Origin of the sequence: Streptomyces sp. NPDC056169 (assembly GCF_042268445.1) — a bacterium.
Classification (GTDB): domain Bacteria; phylum Actinomycetota; class Actinomycetes; order Streptomycetales; family Streptomycetaceae; genus Streptomyces.
Genome location: NZ_JBHJUO010000019.1, coordinates 1 through 14,583, shown reverse-complemented (window position 1 = coordinate 14,583; position 14,583 = coordinate 1). Strand labels below are relative to the sequence as shown.

Sequence of the window (14,583 nt, the reverse complement as noted above, 5' to 3'; positions counted from 1 at the left end):
GGCCGGGCCCCGTCACCCGGGTGTCGTCAGCGCGCGGCCAGTTCCCAGACGGCGACGAGCACGCCGGCGCTCGCGGTGAGCGCGGCGATGCTGGTCAGCGGCCAGCGGGCGCGTTCCAGGGCGTCGAGCCGGGCCTCGTGGTCGGCCAGCTGTTTGTCGGTCTGGTCGCTGCGCTGGACGAGCAGCGCGAGCGAGCCGTCGACGCGGGCGAAACCGGCCTCCAGGGTGCCGCGGAGGCGTTCCAGTTCGAGGGCGACGGCGACGGGGTCGTTCGGGTCAGACTCGGTCATCGGCACCGCCGGGGGAGCTGCGCAGCCAGGACGGCAGCAGGTGCTGTACCGCGTCGAGGGCCATCACCCGGGTCAGTCCGCCGGCGACGGCCAGCGCCCCGGCGACCCAGGGGAGGGTCGCGGGGACGCCGGAGGCGTCGACGATCGCGGGGAGCACGACGGCGATGCCGACGGCGGACTGGAGGACGGTGCGGGCCGTGCGCTTGGCGGCATCGGACATCGGGGGTCTCCTCTCGTGCGGGCTACTTCGTGTACGGGACCTTCAGCGCGCTCCAGGAGGCGGCGCCGGGGATGCCGTCGGCGTCGGAGCCGCGGAAGCCGAGCTTGTGCTGCCACTTGGCGTAGCTGAGCCGGTCGGCCTCGCCCCAGCGGGGGCTCGGGCCGACGGTGTACGCGGAGCAGCCCTCGGCGACGAGGCGGCGGCCCATCGCCGTGATGACCGGGGAGCTCGTCTCCTTGCGGAAGAACGAGGTGCCCGGGAAGGGGTGGAGGCGGGGGGCGGCCGGCTTTCCGGCGCCGGGCCCGCCGCTCCCCGGGGTGTTCTTGGCGGGGGCCTTGGCGAGGCGGGCCTGGACGCGGTCGCGCATCGTCGGCATGCCGAAGCCCTTGGGGTCGCTCTTCCAGTCGGACCACTCCAGGTGGCCGATGACGGAGCGGGCGCCCCAGCCGTGGGCCCGGCAGAGGGCGGTGGAGACCCGTTCGATCGCGTCGAGCTGGGCGGCCGGCCAGGGGTCGGCGCCGTTGCCGAGGTTGATGCACTCGAAGCCGTAGAAGCGGGAGTTCCCGTCGACGGCGTTCGGGCTGCCCTGGTGGGCGCGGGGGGTCGGCGGCCGGTCCCCGTACGTCTCGCTGATCACGGCCTGGAGGACGGACGGGTCGCCGCCGCCGGCGTGGTTGGCGCGGCCGTTGGCGACGAGGTGGACGGTGCCGTCCTTGGCGATGACGCCGTGGCAGAGCGGTCCGGGCAGGCCTTCGTAGCCGTTGAAGCAGAGCTCGACGGAGGAGGCGGTGCCGGTGGAGACGGTGTGGTGGATCATCACGCCGGTGACGGGGCCCCAGGCGCCGGTGTGGTTGCGGTTGTGGGTGCGCCAGCCGGGGTGTTCGACGACGGTGACGCCTTCGGCGCGGAGTGCGGCGAGGAGCCGGTCCGCGGGCAGGGGAGTGGCCATCTGGTGTCCTCCGGACATGAAGAAGGCCCGCACTCGGGCGGGCGGACGTACGGGTCGGGCGTTCGTACGGGTGGGGCGGGGCCGCGGCTACGGGGTGGGGCTGGGCTCCGCGTCCTTGGGCGCTTCGGCGGTGGCCTCCGGGGCGTCGGCCGCTTCGGGGGCGGCCTGCGGTTCCTTGGGCGTTTCGGTGCCGGGCTGCTCCGGGACGGGTTCCGGGGTCGGCTCGGGGGTCGGCTCGGGAGTGGGCTCCGGCGTGGGGGCCGGGTCCGGCGTCGGGTCCGGGGCCGGCGGTGCCCAGGTGGCGCAGAGCGCGGCGTAGGCCGCCCGGCGGGTCTCGAAGTCGGCGAGCGCGGCGGCGACGGCGTCGCGTACGGCCTCCGGGCTCGGGCCGACCGGCCGGCCGCCCTGCGCGTTGAGGATGACGAGCCCGCTGCCGCGCAGCGCGGAGCCGGCCGCGCCGGCCTCGCCGAGCTGGGCGGTCACGTAGACCTGCGGGTACTCGCCGGTCATCGGGTCCACCTCCAGCGCGCCGCCGAGCGTGGTGTCGTAGATGCGGACGTCGAGCGTGTGACCGCCGTCGGTGACGGTGGCGCGGCCTGCGTAGTCGATGGCCACGCCCCAGGGCTGTGCCGGGTCGATGATCATGCGGGTGTTCCTCTCCATGGGGGCGGGACGGCTCAGCTCTGGGTGCCGTACATCAGGACCGGCTTGGCGTAGACGGTGCCGGAGGCACTGGTGACCCGGGCCTGGATCTCGATCTTGGCGGTGGTGCCGAAACGCGTCGTGATGTCGCTGACGATCGCGTCGGTGACGTCGAACTGGCTGCCGGCGGCGACGGTCCCGCCGAACTGGGTGGCGCCGTCGATGATCACCTTCACCTCGCCGGTCGCGCCCGCGCTGACGCGGGTCTCCATCAGCAGGCGCATCCGCGGCTGCCAGACCGGGTTGTACGAGCGGGCGATCGTCGCCCAGTTGTTCAGGGAACCGGTCGCCGGCCAGTTCACGGAGGCGAGGTCCTGCGGCGGCAGCATCGCGAGCCAGGGCCGGGCGAGGCCGCCGGCGCCGATGTCGTCGGAGAAGACCTCGTGGCCGTACGCGTCGTAGAACCGCAGCACCTGCTTGGTCGTGTCGCTGCCGCTGCCGTTGTACAGGGCGATGGCCAGCTCGCCGGTCTGGCGGCGCACCGCCACCCCGTACTCGCTCTTCTCCGGGTCGGCGTCCCACTTGCCGACCTGGAGGACGGAGGTGCCGTTCGGCAGCTTGACGTTGAGGGCGCCGTCGGTGACCTCGTTCATGGCGGGCCGGGTGTTGACCGCGGTGGACAGCGCCTGGATCCGGCGCTCCATCTGGGTCAGCCGGTCGATGATGTCCTCGGGCAGCTGGGGCATCAGGCCTCCTCAAGGTAGAGCTCGGCGGTGTCGGGGCGGCCGCGCTCCGGCGGCCTGACCTTGACGCCGACGATGCGGTAGCGGGCGTCGAGGCCGGGGGTGTGCCACTCGTCGGTGATCCGGATCCGGGCGGAGCGGCCGAGCAGCGCCGGCGGCACGACCCCGCCGAGCCGGATGGTGATCTCGGGGATGACGACGGCGCCGGCGGCCTGGGCGAGCTCGTTCTCGGCCATCTTCTCCAGGGTGGCCTGGGAGGTGATCTCGTTGTGGTCCGAGGACAGGTCGATCCGCGGCCAGCCGCCCTTGATCAGCGGGGATTCCTTCTCGCCCGAGTACAGCGGCCGGGACTCGGCGGCGGCGTTGGAGTTGATCGACGCGCCGCGCGCCATGGAGGTGGTGCCACCGCGGGTCGCGTCGCGCGGGAAGGAGTACGACAGGATCGTGCCGGGCCGGTCGAAGACCAGGTCGGTGGCGCCGGTACGGATCTTGGGCGCGCCGAGCCGGAGCTGGCGGATCCGTCGTCCGTCGACCGGGTCCCGGTAGACCATGATCTGGTGCTCGAAGCCCTCGTCGAGGGAGGCGAGCTGTTCGAGCGCCTCCGAGTAGAGGGTTTCGTCGCCCTTGCGCCAGCTCGCGGTCCGCTTGGTTGTGGAGACCTCCTCCCCGTACTCGACACGGATCTTGCCGCCGTTGGCCTTCTGGAGCTCCTTCCAGAGCGTCCGGGCGATCTCCAGCTGGTCGGTGGGCGTCGTGACGTCGATCTTCGTACGGATGCGGCGGCGGGCGGCGTACGAGTCGAAAGTCGCGGCCTGGATGGAGAGCGTCATCACCCCGCGCTCGCTGCTCTGCAGGGTGCTGGTCCAGATGATGCCGCCCCACCACAGGTCGCCGCCGCGCTCCAGGTAGACCGCGGTGCGGCCCTCCTCGACCTGGCGGACGCGCTCGGCGATCGCCCGGTCGGGGATGGGGATGGTGCCGGAGAGGGAGCCGGCCTTGCCGATGTAGTCGTCGAACTGGACGTCCCGCAGGGGCAGGATGTCGATGGTCTGGTCCGAGAGCAGATCGCAGAAGATCGCCCGGTAGGGAGTGTCGAGTGCCATCGCGTTCCTCCCTTACAGGATGTAGGTGGCGGAGACGTTCAGTCCCCCGGTGTTGGCGATGGTGCCGTTGGCGCTCCAGTCGCGCAGGGTGACCGGCGAGTTGGTGTAGGTGTAGAAGGTGGCGGTGCCGGAGCCCACGGAGTTGGAGGCCACGGCGTCGAACGTCGTGCCCGGGTTCCAGCCCGCGGGCAGGGTGGCGAGGGGGAAGTCGGAGATGCCGCCGCTCGCGCTGGCGACGATGTCCGCACCGGCGCGGGTGACGCTGAGGCGCACTGTGACGACGCCGTCGCGGGTGCGGCGGGCCCAGAACGACGACACGCTCCAGCCGGGCTGCGCGACGGCGCCGGTGGTGATCGTCTCGTGGTCGTACGGCGCGTGGTAGTTCACCCAGGAGGTGCCGTTCCAGCGCTGGAGGACACCGTTCGCCTCGCGGAACTGTCCGGCGTAACTGCCCGTGGGCAGAGAGCCGTTGGGGGCGATGCCGCCGATCTCCCGGGGGTACGCGACCCAGCCGGTGCCGTCCCAGCGCTGGAGGAAGTGCGTGTTGTCGTTGTCCTGGTACTGCCCCGGGTAGGCGCCGGGCACGGCCGCGTTGTTGTAGACGGGCAGGATGCCGCCGACGCCGGCCGTCGTGACGCGCAGGTCGGTGACGACGCCGGTCGCCGACCAGAGGATGCCGTTGCTGCCGGCGGAGGTGCCGGCCGCCACCTTGACGCTGAACAGGGGGAGGGAGACCGGGGGCGCCGCGGGGACCGCGGGGACGGCCGACGGGGTGCCCTTGACGATCTCGATGGCGGCCTCGCTCCGCCGCGAGCTGTCGTACTGGTCGTCGTACACGCGGAGGACGACGAGGTCGAGCCGGTCGTTCAGCGGGTCGCCGTCGGCGAAGGTGACGACGGTGTCCTGGTCGAGCGTGACGGGGTAGGCGCCCTGGGCGGCGGGGCCCTGGATGACCGCCCGGCCCGCGTAGACGGTGGCGGTCATCGGGCCGTTGCCGCTCAGCCACAGACCGCCGACGCGGTACTTGCCGTCATTGGTGCCGGGCAGGATGCCGGAGCGGGCGGTGAGCGGAGTGGCCGGGGTGGTGGCACCGACGGCGATGTGGCGGGTGCCCTGGCGGGTCTGTCCCGTGGGGGCGAGCCAACCGGTGTGCAAGGTCATGGGTTCTCCCGGAGAGAGGGGGGCGGACGGCGGTTACGCCAGCGGGTCGACGCGGATGAACGTGTTGTCGAAACCGGCCTTGAGCCCCAGGGTGTTGGCGAGGATCCGGAAGTACGCGGTGAGCGTGTAGGTCGTGCCGGGCGTCAGGTTGGAGATCCGGCGCGTGGTGGAGGCCGAGATCGTGGTGGTGCTGGCGACGATGGTCGCGTGCTCGTCGTCGAGGTCCTGGACGACCGTGGCGCCCTGGGTGAGCTTGAGCGCCATGAAGCAGTAGTGGTCGTCACGGGACTTCATGCGGCCGCCGAAGCTGACGATGACCTTCGACGTCGTGGCGGTGAAGGAGACCGCGAGCGGGTTCGTGGCCCGCGCCGCGAGCGTCGGGGTGTATGTGGTCGACGCGGTGTCCCCGTAGTCGGAGTTGTCGACGAAGGCCGGTCCCGGCACCGCCGGCGCCCACGCCGTGCCGTTCCACCGCTGGAGCACGCCGCTCGCGGTGTCCCGGTACTGGCCCGTGTAGCTGGCGACGTTGACCGCGCCGGCCGGGGCGATGCCGCCCAGCGCGGACGGGTACGGCACCCAGGCGCTGCCGTCCCAGCGCTGGAGGGCGCCGCCGGAGTCCTGGTACTGGCCCGGGTAGGCGCCGGGGAAGACCGGGCCCTCGACCGGGAGGATGCCGCCGAGGGAGACGATCGGGGTGCGCAGGTCCTTGAGGGAGGTCGCCCACGGGATGCCGCCGTTGCCCGCGCTGACGGTGGCCGGGACGGTCACCTCGTACAGCGCGAGGGTGCGCGGCGGGACGGCCGGGGCCTGCGGAGTCGGGGCGGGGACGCCCTTGATGATCTCGACCTTCGCCTCGTTGCGGTTCGAGGAGTCGTAGAGGTTGTCGTAGATCCGGACGACGATCAGGTCGATGCGGCCGTACTGGGCGTCGCCCGGTTCGAAGGTGACGACCACGGAGGTCGGCAGGGTCACCGGGTAGACGCCCTGGGAGATCTCGCCCTGGACGACGGCCCGGCCCTCGGAGACGGTCGCCGTCATGGCGGAGGTGCCGGTCGTCCAGAAGCCGGACAGCCGGTACTGGCCGGAGTACGAGCCCGGCAGGACGCCGGACCGGACCTGGACGGGGTTGGCCAGCGTCGTCACGCCGGTCTGGGTGAGGCGGGTGTCCTCGCGGGTCTGGCCGGTCTCGGCGACCCAGCTGCTGCGCAGGTTCATGGGGTTTCTCCGTTCGAGGAGGGGAAGGACGGTTCAGCGGTCGGGGGCGTCAGGACTTGACCCATTCGGCGGAGAGGTTGCAGGCGTAGCCCGAGCCGCCGAGGGTCTTGATCGCCGCGGTGTGGTTGTGGAAGCCGGAGAGCTGGAGGGTCTCGCCGGCGACCAGCCGGAGCAGGCCGCTCCCGCCCACGGAAATGGCGCCGTTGCCGGCGGGGATGAGCCAGGTCAGCCGGGACTGGCCGACACCGCCGACCATGACGCGGGCGCCGCGCATGCCGGTCTGGGACTCGTTGGCCCAGGTGGCGTGTCCGGAGACCCGCCACCAGCCGGTGCGCGGCACGACGTAGGTGGTGTTCGTGGTCCAGGCGGCGGCGTCGTCGATCTCGACGGTGGGCAGGCTGAGCACGGTCCAGGTGTTGGGGGCGACGCTCTGCGCCTGGGCGGTCTGCCACTGCGTGGCGCTGAACAGCACGGTCGAGGCGCCTTCGACGTACTGCCAGGAGGAACCGTTCCAGCGCTGGAGTCCGCCGCCGTTGTCCCGGTACTGGCCGGTGTAGCCGCCGGCGGCCGTGGTGCTCGGGGCGATGCCGCCGATGGGCTTGGGGTACGAGACCCAGGTCGTCCCGTCCCAGCGCTGGAGGAGCCCGGCGGTGTCGCGGTACTGGCCGACGTACGCGCCCTTGAAGCCGCTGGCGGGCAGGATGCCGCCGAGCGCCACGACCGGCCAGTGCATGACGGTGACGGCCGAGGTGCTCCACAGGATGCCGCCGGCGCCGGCGGAGATGCCCTTCGGCACCAGGACCGTGTAGAGCGGGATCGTGCTGCCCGGTCCGCTCGCCGGGGCGGCGGGGGAGGCGGCGGGGGTGCCCTTGACCAGGCGGACCACCGCCTCCGTGACACCGGTGCGGTCGTAGGCGTCGTCGACGACCGCGAGCTCGATCAGGTCGATCCGGTCGTACATCGGGTCGCCGTCGGCGATGGTGAGGAGCTCCGGGGAGGTGACGGCGACGAGGTAGGCACCCTGGGCGGTGTCCTTGCCCTGGACGATCGCCCGGCCGGTGCCGATGGAGCACTGCATGGGCGAGCTGCCGGTCAGGACGAAACCGCCCGGCAGGATGCCCGGCCGCGAGCGCAGCGGGGTCTCCTCGGCGCTCTGGCCACTGGGGGTGAGCAGGGCGGCGAGGGCGAGCCGGGTGTCCTCGCGGGTCTGGCCGGTGGTCTGGAGCCAAGCGGCGCGTACGGTCATGGGTCACCTCTCCGTGACGGTCGGGGCGGCGGGATCAGGGGGGATCGGGTGGCCGGGGATCGGTGGCCGGAGGCCTGAGATCGGGTGGCCGGGGTCGGCTGCCGGGGTCGGCTGCCGGGATCGGCGCCGGGGGTCGGCCGGGCCGGGGTCAGCGGTGGCGCGTCACCATTCGGCGCTGCGCCAGCGGACCGTCATCTGGGCGTCCGGGGTGGCCGAGTCGGGCCGGAAGGACAGTTCGGTACGGCCCGGTTCGAGCGCGAACAGCTCCTCCGGGTTGGAGTCGGCCATCGCGGTGTGCCGTCGCGACGCGGAGTTGTTGAGCATGACCGTGCCCGCGCCGGTGTCGACGACGAGTTCGTCGCCGGCGGCCAGGTCGATCGCGTACCGCAACCGGCGGCGGGTGGTCCGCTCGGTGACGGTGGGGACGGAGCACGGGCCGCGGAAGACGATCACCGGATGGCAGGCGGCGGAGCCGGTGTTCACGGCGACGGCGTCACCGGTGCTCTTGGCCTCGCCCCAGGTGAGCGGCCACGTGAGGGGCCATTCGAGACCCCGCTCGGGCTGCGGGGCCGTCGTGCTGACCATCTGCTCGGTGACGCCGTACCGGCGGGGGTCGGACGCCAGCCACTGGACCGACATGCGCGAGCTGCCCTGGGTGGCGAAGCCCTGGTCGGCGGGGACGACGCGCTGGGCGATCCGGGCGCGTACGGCGAGCAGCTCGCCGTGCAGCCGGACGGTGAGCCAGCGCTCCTCGTCGAGGAGGGCGAGCGCCTGGCGCAGCGCGCGGATGGCCTCGGTGGCGTGGTCGTACTCCGGCATCAGCACGATCGTGCCGCCGACCTTGCGCGGCTTGGCGAACCGGGAGCCCGGCCAGGCTCCGTGGGAGGTCGGCCGGTCGGCGTCGGAGGAGTCGTACTCGGGCAGGTCTTCCCAGCCGGAGAGGCCGGACTTGTCGACGGCGAACGGCGTGCCGGGCCCGATGAGCAGCCCGGCCCACTGGATCTGCCCGTCCTGGGTGATCAGCGAGCCGGGCGCGAGGTCGGCGGTGTAGGTGTTTCCGGCGTATGCGGTGGTGGTCTCGGCCATGGGGGCCGTCACCTCACTTCTGATGGGAGGTCGGCGGGGTGTGTCAGGGGCGGGCGGTCGCTCGCGGGCGGGCCGTCGCCCGGCGGTGCGGGCGGGCGGTCAACGGCGGACGGCCGATCCGCGGGCGGGCGGTCAGCCGTGGACGGTCGATCCGCAGGCGAGCGGTCAGCCGTGGGCGGCCGCGAGGAAGAGCAGGTCCTCGGCGGTCGACCGGGGGCCGGCGCCCGGCGCCTCGTGGAACTCCCGGACGCGGTGCGGCTGCCGGGGCGCCTCGGTGAGGGCCGGGACGCGGCGGTTCTCCAGCTGGGAGAGCGAGTCGATGCGGTACTCGTCCGCGTCGCCGCCCGGGAAGACGATGCCGCCGTCGGCGAGCATCGGGATCTTGTCGAGGTCGACGCCGAACTTCTTGCCGGTGAAGGGGATCTCGAAGCTGAGCTTGTTGAGACCGTCGATGATCCAGTTGACGAAGGCGATCAGGCCGTTGATCGGTCCCTTGACGACCCCGATCACGGTGCTCAGGGCGCCTTCGATCAGGTCGCCGATCCCGCGCAGGGCCCCGGAGACCGCGTCCTTCGCGGTCCGGAAGAAGCCGGGGACGGACTCGGTGATCCAGGAGACGACCGGCCGTACGGCGTTCTTGATGCCGTCCATCGCGCCGGAGGCGATCCCGCGCAGCGCGTTCCACGCCGAGGAGACGGCGGACTCGAGCTTCGTGATGCCGCCGATGACGGCGCCGATGCCCGTGATCACTCCGGTGATCAGGGCCAGGTACCCCTCGAAGTAGGTCCCGATCGCCGTCCCGATCAGCTCCACGAACGGGGCGAGGAACGCCCAGATCTCCTCGATGACCGCGAAGGCGTGCTCGAAGACCTGCTCCATGATCCGCTGGCCGGTCTCGGAGTTCAGCGCGAACTCGATGATGGCCGCCGCGATCGGCACGATGATGCCGACGACGAAGCCGAGCGGGTTGGCCCGCATGGCGACGTTGATGGCGGTCATGGCGACGGAGGCGACGGTCATGACGGTGCCGAAGGTGCCCATCAGGCCGGTGATGACGTCGGCGACGGGGAGCATCGGGAGCAGCAGGGCGAGGATCCCGCCGACGCCGGTGCCGATCTTGCCCGCGGCGGTACGGGCCTTGCCGGCCGCGGTGCCGATCCGCTTGATGCGGTCGGGTGCGGTGGACCGGCGGATCCTGTCGACGGAGCCGGCGGCGCCGGCCGCGCCCTGGCCGAGGGGCTTCAGGGTCGTCCCGGCGTTGCGGGCCATGGTGTGGAGGCCGCCGAGCCCCCTCGAGGCCTGCTGGATGCCCTGCTTGAGCTGCTTGAGGGAGCCGCCCGCCGAACCGATTCCCCGCAGCAGGTTGTCGACCGGTCCGACGGCCCCGCGGAAGTTCGGCATGGCTGCGACCGCACTCATCCGCGTGCCTTCGCCAGGTACATCAGGGCGTCGGCCGTGGACTGCGGGTCACTGCCGCGGGCGGCGTGGTAGTGCTCGATGTGCAGTCCGGCGCCGTCCCGGCCGGCCTGCGGTCCCGCGGCGGTGCGGGCGCGCTGTGCGGTGAGGGCGAGCAGCCGGTCCAGCTTGGAGAGCGGGAGGACGGCCTCGGCCTCGCCGGCCTCGGCGAGGATCGCCGGGACACCGCCGTGGCGGGGCATGACGACACCGCCGGTGGCGAGCATGGGGATGGTCGGCAGGTTGACGCCGAAGGTCTTGCCGCCGACGATCGGGACCCAGCCGGGGACGCTGACCTTGACGCGGTTGAGGCTGCCGATCATCGAGTTGATGAGGCCGATGACGGAGTTGATCGGGCCCTTCACGCCGCTCTTGATGCCGTCGAACGCCCGGGACGCGATGTCCTTGAGGCCGTTCCAGATGTCCGACATCTTGTCCTTGACGGCGGTGAACGCCTTCGGGATCGTGGTCTTGATCCAGTCGACGACCGGCGTGATGACGGCCTTGATGCCGTTCCAGACCCCGCTGATGATGCTCTTGATCGCGTTCATCACCGTGGTGATGACCGTCTTCCAGATGTTCACGTAGGTCTTGATGACCGTGGCGACGGCCTTGACGACGGTGGAGATGGCGGTCTTGATGCCGTTCCAGACCGTCTTGATCAGGTCGCCGGCCTTTTTCATGATCGGGCCGATGGCCTTCATGACGGCGCTGATGACGGTCTTGATGGCGTCGAACGCCTTCTTCATGACCGTCTGCATCGTCTTCGAGCGCATCGCCATCTCGACGATCTTCTCGATGAGCGGCATGAAGAGTTCGAGGAGCCGGGCGAGGATGTTGCCCTTCATGGACTTGTTGAGCTTGTCCTGGCCCTTGGCGGCCTTGCCGGCGCCCGACTCGTACTTGCCGAGCTTTCCGCCGGCGGACTGAGCGGTGTCGCCGGCCTTCTTCATGGCGCGTTCGGCCTGGTCCGACGCGGTCTTCAGGTTCTTGAGCTGGCCGGTGGAGCCCTGGGCGTTGGTGCGCAGGTTCTTCAGGTGGCCGGAGGCCGCCTTGCCGGCGTCGCCGACCTTCTTGACCGAGGTGCCGGCGCCGGACGCCTGGGTCTTGAGGTTGCCGAGGGCCGTGGACGCGTTCTTGAGGTTTCTGACGAGAGACATGGGTGTTCCTCCTTCCGTGGTGACGTGGGATCAGGGATTGGTGGCGCCGCCGAGCTCGGCGTTGATGCTGCTGACCTCCCGGGCGAAGTCGCGCATCTTCTGGGCGAGGGTCCCGGTCTTCTCGGCGAGTCGCTGGGCGGCGTCGGCCGCCTGCCCCAAGGTCCCCGCCTTCGGGACCTTGTCCACGTCGAGGCCGGTCATGGCGATCTTGAGCTTCCCGATGCCGTCGGCGAACCTGGCCGTCTTCTTGGGGTCCGAGTTCTTCACGGCGCCGTTGATCTTGCCCATGCCGCTGGCGACCAGGGGCATCGCCTGGTGGTCGACGTTCGCGACGGCTTCGGCGACGGCCTTGACGCCCTTCGCGGCCTTGGTGGCCTTGCTCTCGGTCGGCAGCTTCTTGAAGTGCGTGACGAAGTCGGGGGCGTGCCTGTTGAACGTCTCCAGGTGCGGGTTCAGCAGCATGAGCTGGTTGCGCAGGGCGTCGAAGTTGGCGTTCGCCGGGAGGTCGGCGATGCCGCCGCCGGCGACGCCGTTCCGCTCGTTCTGGATGTCCGTGAAGTTCCGCCGGCCGAAGCTGCCGTCGGGGCGCATGCCGACCGTCTGGTTGTTGGCGTTCCTGCCGGCGTGCCACTTCTGCAGCTGGAAGACCAGGAGGGCACCGATCGCGATCATGAGGAGGGGGACGATGATGCCGCCGAGGGCGACGATGCCGGCGATGATGGCGGCCCCGATGCCCCCCTCGATGCCCTTCTTGATGATCTCGGCCACCGGTCCGAGGCCCAGCTTCTCCATGACCTGTTCCCAGGTGGGCTTGACGACCTCCTCGGCGACCTTGTCCTGCTGTGCCTTGAGGTCCGCGATCAGCTTGTTGGCGGGGGCCATCAGCTGCGTCATCCAGCCGGTCGTGGGCAGCGGGTCGCCGTCGACCTTCGAGAGGTACTGGTGGTGGTCCTTCAGGTTGTCCGAGAGCTCCGGAACCGTCTTCGCCGGGTCGAATCTGAGGGTTGACATGGTTGCTCCGCTTCCGGCCCGTGAGGGCCAAGCGCCGAAAAGCCCCCGCCGGTTCCGGCGGGGGCTCGTTCGTGGGGGGCAGCGGGCGCGGCTAGGCGTCCTCGTCCCGGCGGGGTCCGCGGCGCGCCGTCGCGAGGGCGTCGTTCCAGCCGGCCGTGTACGCGACGGTCTCGCGGCGGGACACCTCGGCGTACAGCGTGCCGAGCAGCGCTCTCTTGTCGAGGGCGACGGGTCCGTCGAGGAGCTGGCGGAGGCGGTCCTGGAGAGGGATCTGCGGTCGCGATGACTCGGCCTGCTGGGTCATGGACGCCTGCCTTCCGGTTGCTTGCCCGTGCGTGTGTGGCGGCGCCGCGGACTGAGGAGCGGGGGCACCACGTGTGTTCGAACTGTTGTGCGAACAGAGTGTGGAGCATCTGTTCGATGTTTGTCGAGCGGGAAACGTCTGACGGCGTGTCTCCTCCGGCGTTCCCCCTACGGGTTGGCCCTTGATCTGTTCATGCGTTCGACCGGGTAACCTGGAGGACGCATTCCTGGGGCCGACCACTTCGGGGCGCGAGGGGCGCGAGGGGCGCGCGGGGACCCCAGGGGGCTGGAAGGCAGCACTGACGCATGGAAACGGAGCCGGGCGCCAATCGGGGGGAGCGGGTAGTCGACTGGCTCGACGCCCACCCAGATCTGCCCCACCTTTTCGCCTACCTTTCGGAGCTCGTCCACCTTGCCGGGTACGCGCCCGACGAACTCGTCGTGATCCCGCGGGCCGAGATCGACCGACGGGAGACCGCCGCCTTCACCGCCGGCTGGGCCGAGGCGGTGTCGGACGAACTCCCCCGTATCCGCAGGGAGTACGAGAAGCGGGTCGCCGACGCCTACGCGCAGGGACAGGGTGACGCGCGGGGAATCCGCCGCCCCCAGCGCCGTACGGACGTCGGCCAGGAGGGCGCCAGGGTCATCGCGCTGCCCTTCGCCCGGCTCCTCGAACCCCCCGCGGCCGTCGTCGAGGCCGAGGAGCGCGTCCGCAAGGAGCGCGAGCTGTTCGACCAGCGCGCCGAGCCCGAACCGGAGCACCGCACGGGACCCGAACCGGACGCGGAACCCGAGGTCCTGCTGACCGCCCAGGAGAGCCGTACCCGCCGGAACGCCCAGCCGGTACGGAAGGTCGTCCGCGGCAAGGGCGGGCGCCCGATCGTCCCGCCGCTCGCCGGGGTGCCGATCCAGCCCGGCGTGGCCGCCGACCGCCGCGAACCGGAACCCGACCCGGAGCCCGACCCGGAGCCCGACCCGGCCGTACCGGTATCGCGCGCGAGCAAGGGACGCCGGCTGTCCGACCGGGCCAGGGCCCTGGCGGAGGACATGGCCGCCGAGCGAGCACAGGAAGCGCCCCCGGAGCCCACTCCCTGACGGGAGGGGGCTCCGGGGGCCGCGGGATCACCCGAAGAACCGGGCGAGGGCGTGGGGGGACGTGGCGTCGTCCGCCCCGGCGGGCGTGTTCCGCCCGCCCTGTTCCGTGCCCTGCCGGCCCTCGTCCTCGTCCTCGTCCGCGTTTCCCGGACGGGGGACGGGCTTCGGTGCCTCGGGCGCATCGCCGTCCTCGCCCACGTTGACGCAGGCGAACATCCAGTTGGCGACGGCGAGATGGTCCACCGTGGCCGCCAGCAGATGGTCGGTGACCGACCACTCGGCGGCCTCGCCGTGGAGCTCGCGCTGGACGGCGCTGTCCTGCGGCAGGTGTTTGATCAGCGCCAGGACCCGGCGGCTGGAGAGCTCGCCGCGGTGCCAGTCGAGCAGATCGGTGGCGTAGTAGCGGAGGAAGTCCGCCTCAAGGGCCTCGGCGTGTTCTTCGACGAACTCGACGAGGCTCAGTCTTCCCCCAGGCCGAGCCCGGTCTCCTTGCCGTAGGCCTCCAGGATGGCGGCGATGTCCTGCACGGTGACGTCGTGGTGCTCGAAGCGCGCGAACTGTTCCTCACCCATCAGGAGCGCGAGCAGGCCGTCCACGTCGTTGTCGTCGAGCTTCCGCAGCGCCTTGGCGGTGGCGCGGCTCAGCTCGGTGGGCAGGGTGTAGCTCTCGCCGTCCAGCTCGAAGGACCAGGCGCGGCCGTGGGCCTCCTGTCGCTGGGCGCGGGCGGCGTTGACGTCGAAACGGGCCATGGTGATGCGTACTCCTTGTTCGAGTGAGTGAAGAGGAGAGGGGTGGGGCGGGGCGGGGGGGCCCCCGCCCCCCCCCCGGGGTGTAAGATAAAAAGGGGGCGGGGGAAAGGGCGGGGGGATATTAAAAAAATTAAAAGGCCACCACAAAAGGAAAG

Annotated in this window: 17 protein-coding genes; 1 reads left to right on the top strand and 16 read right to left on the bottom strand. The window is 71.4% G+C overall.

The window, feature by feature from the left end; all coding sequences use genetic code 11:
• Positions 1-26 precede the first annotated feature (26 nt).
• The 14 genes from ACFC0G_RS29210 to ACFC0G_RS29145 form a co-directional block, all read right to left on the bottom strand.
• Complete coding sequence (locus ACFC0G_RS29210; RefSeq protein ID WP_376408612.1) at positions 27-290, bottom strand: hypothetical protein; 264 nt, start codon at positions 288-290, stop codon at positions 27-29.
• Complete coding sequence (locus tag ACFC0G_RS29205; protein ID WP_362253242.1) at positions 277-510, bottom strand: hypothetical protein; 234 nt, start codon at positions 508-510, stop codon at positions 277-279. Before ACFC0G_RS29205 ends, ACFC0G_RS29210 begins: the two co-directional genes overlap by 14 nt.
• A gap of 22 nt (positions 511-532) precedes the next feature.
• Complete coding sequence (locus ACFC0G_RS29200; RefSeq protein ID WP_376408609.1) at positions 533-1,459, bottom strand: peptidoglycan-binding protein; 927 nt, start codon at positions 1,457-1,459, stop codon at positions 533-535.
• 87 nt (positions 1,460-1,546) lie between these two features.
• Positions 1,547-2,104, bottom strand: a complete 558-nt coding sequence (locus tag ACFC0G_RS29195; protein WP_376408607.1) for an ATP-binding protein — start codon at positions 2,102-2,104, stop codon at positions 1,547-1,549.
• Positions 2,105-2,136: 32 nt separating this feature from the next.
• Positions 2,137-2,847 (bottom strand): hypothetical protein, encoded by a 711-nt coding sequence (locus ACFC0G_RS29190; protein ID WP_376408604.1) that lies wholly within the window; start codon positions 2,845-2,847, stop codon positions 2,137-2,139.
• Positions 2,847-3,947, bottom strand: a complete 1,101-nt coding sequence (locus ACFC0G_RS29185) for a hypothetical protein (RefSeq protein WP_376408601.1) — start codon at positions 3,945-3,947, stop codon at positions 2,847-2,849. The genes ACFC0G_RS29190 and ACFC0G_RS29185 overlap by 1 nt, the downstream gene beginning before the upstream one ends.
• A gap of 12 nt (positions 3,948-3,959) precedes the next feature.
• Entirely contained in the window at positions 3,960-5,108 is a 1,149-nt protein-coding gene (locus ACFC0G_RS29180) for a hypothetical protein (RefSeq protein ID WP_376408598.1), read from the bottom strand.
• Positions 5,109-5,141: 33 nt separating this feature from the next.
• Positions 5,142-6,323 carry a hypothetical protein gene (locus tag ACFC0G_RS29175; RefSeq protein WP_376408595.1) on the bottom strand — a complete coding sequence of 394 codons (1,182 nt, stop codon included), beginning with the start codon at positions 6,321-6,323 and terminating at the stop codon, positions 5,142-5,144.
• A 49-nt stretch (positions 6,324-6,372) separates the two neighbouring features.
• Positions 6,373-7,569, bottom strand: a complete 1,197-nt coding sequence (locus tag ACFC0G_RS29170; protein ID WP_376408592.1) for a hypothetical protein — start codon at positions 7,567-7,569, stop codon at positions 6,373-6,375.
• A gap of 162 nt (positions 7,570-7,731) precedes the next feature.
• Positions 7,732-8,655 (bottom strand): phage tail protein, encoded by a 924-nt coding sequence (locus ACFC0G_RS29165; protein ID WP_376408589.1) that lies wholly within the window; start codon positions 8,653-8,655, stop codon positions 7,732-7,734.
• 165 nt (positions 8,656-8,820) lie between these two features.
• Positions 8,821-10,074, bottom strand: a complete 1,254-nt coding sequence (locus ACFC0G_RS29160) for a tape-measure protein (protein ID WP_376408586.1) — start codon at positions 10,072-10,074, stop codon at positions 8,821-8,823.
• Positions 10,071-11,270 carry a phage tail protein gene (locus ACFC0G_RS29155; RefSeq protein WP_376408583.1) on the bottom strand — a complete coding sequence of 400 codons (1,200 nt, stop codon included), beginning with the start codon at positions 11,268-11,270 and terminating at the stop codon, positions 10,071-10,073. Before ACFC0G_RS29155 ends, ACFC0G_RS29160 begins: the two co-directional genes overlap by 4 nt.
• A 30-nt stretch (positions 11,271-11,300) precedes the next feature.
• Positions 11,301-12,281 carry a hypothetical protein gene (locus ACFC0G_RS29150; RefSeq protein WP_376408580.1) on the bottom strand — a complete coding sequence of 327 codons (981 nt, stop codon included), beginning with the start codon at positions 12,279-12,281 and terminating at the stop codon, positions 11,301-11,303.
• Positions 12,282-12,372: 91 nt separating this feature from the next.
• Positions 12,373-12,585 carry a hypothetical protein gene (locus ACFC0G_RS29145; RefSeq protein WP_376408577.1) on the bottom strand — a complete coding sequence of 71 codons (213 nt, stop codon included), beginning with the start codon at positions 12,583-12,585 and terminating at the stop codon, positions 12,373-12,375.
• Between the two features lie 305 nt (positions 12,586-12,890).
• Here ACFC0G_RS29145 and ACFC0G_RS29140 point away from each other — a divergent pair, with 305 nt between their 5' ends.
• A complete protein-coding gene (locus ACFC0G_RS29140; protein WP_376408574.1) occupies positions 12,891-13,679 on the top strand; it encodes a hypothetical protein in 789 nt (262 codons plus the stop codon).
• A gap of 27 nt (positions 13,680-13,706) precedes the next feature.
• Here the strand turns inward: ACFC0G_RS29140 and ACFC0G_RS29135 are convergent, their stop codons facing one another.
• Entirely contained in the window at positions 13,707-13,922 is a 216-nt protein-coding gene (locus ACFC0G_RS29135) for a hypothetical protein (RefSeq protein ID WP_376408571.1), read from the bottom strand.
• A gap of 215 nt (positions 13,923-14,137) precedes the next feature.
• Positions 14,138-14,428 (bottom strand): hypothetical protein, encoded by a 291-nt coding sequence (locus tag ACFC0G_RS29130; RefSeq protein WP_376408568.1) that lies wholly within the window; start codon positions 14,426-14,428, stop codon positions 14,138-14,140.
• Between the last annotated feature and the right edge of the window lie 155 nt (positions 14,429-14,583).

Bases quoted from the DNA above. Each gene is read 5' to 3' on its own strand.
- ACFC0G_RS29195 (WP_376408607.1), bottom strand. From the start codon at position 2,104: ATGATCATCGACCCGGCACAGCCCTGGGGCGTGGCCATCGACTACGCA.
- ACFC0G_RS29190 (WP_376408604.1), bottom strand. From the start codon at position 2,847: ATGCCCCAGCTGCCCGAGGACATCATCGACCGGCTGACCCAGATGGAG.
- ACFC0G_RS29155 (WP_376408583.1), bottom strand. From the start codon at position 11,270: ATGTCTCTCGTCAGAAACCTCAAGAACGCGTCCACGGCCCTCGGCAAC.
- ACFC0G_RS29205 (WP_362253242.1), bottom strand. From the start codon at position 510: ATGTCCGATGCCGCCAAGCGCACGGCCCGCACCGTCCTCCAGTCCGCC.
- ACFC0G_RS29160 (WP_376408586.1), bottom strand. From the start codon at position 10,074: ATGAGTGCGGTCGCAGCCATGCCGAACTTCCGCGGGGCCGTCGGACCG.
- ACFC0G_RS29170 (WP_376408592.1), bottom strand. From the start codon at position 7,569: ATGACCGTACGCGCCGCTTGGCTCCAGACCACCGGCCAGACCCGCGAG.
- ACFC0G_RS29175 (WP_376408595.1), bottom strand. From the start codon at position 6,323: ATGAACCTGCGCAGCAGCTGGGTCGCCGAGACCGGCCAGACCCGCGAG.
- ACFC0G_RS29180 (WP_376408598.1), bottom strand. From the start codon at position 5,108: ATGACCTTGCACACCGGTTGGCTCGCCCCCACGGGACAGACCCGCCAG.
- ACFC0G_RS29165 (WP_376408589.1), bottom strand. From the start codon at position 8,655: ATGGCCGAGACCACCACCGCATACGCCGGAAACACCTACACCGCCGAC.
- ACFC0G_RS29130 (WP_376408568.1), bottom strand. From the start codon at position 14,428: ATGGCCCGTTTCGACGTCAACGCCGCCCGCGCCCAGCGACAGGAGGCC.
- ACFC0G_RS29140 (WP_376408574.1), top strand. From the start codon at position 12,891: ATGGAAACGGAGCCGGGCGCCAATCGGGGGGAGCGGGTAGTCGACTGG.
- ACFC0G_RS29185 (WP_376408601.1), bottom strand. From the start codon at position 3,947: ATGGCACTCGACACTCCCTACCGGGCGATCTTCTGCGATCTGCTCTCG.
- ACFC0G_RS29145 (WP_376408577.1), bottom strand. From the start codon at position 12,585: ATGACCCAGCAGGCCGAGTCATCGCGACCGCAGATCCCTCTCCAGGAC.
- ACFC0G_RS29210 (WP_376408612.1), bottom strand. From the start codon at position 290: ATGACCGAGTCTGACCCGAACGACCCCGTCGCCGTCGCCCTCGAACTG.
- ACFC0G_RS29150 (WP_376408580.1), bottom strand. From the start codon at position 12,281: ATGTCAACCCTCAGATTCGACCCGGCGAAGACGGTTCCGGAGCTCTCG.
- ACFC0G_RS29200 (WP_376408609.1), bottom strand. From the start codon at position 1,459: ATGGCCACTCCCCTGCCCGCGGACCGGCTCCTCGCCGCACTCCGCGCC.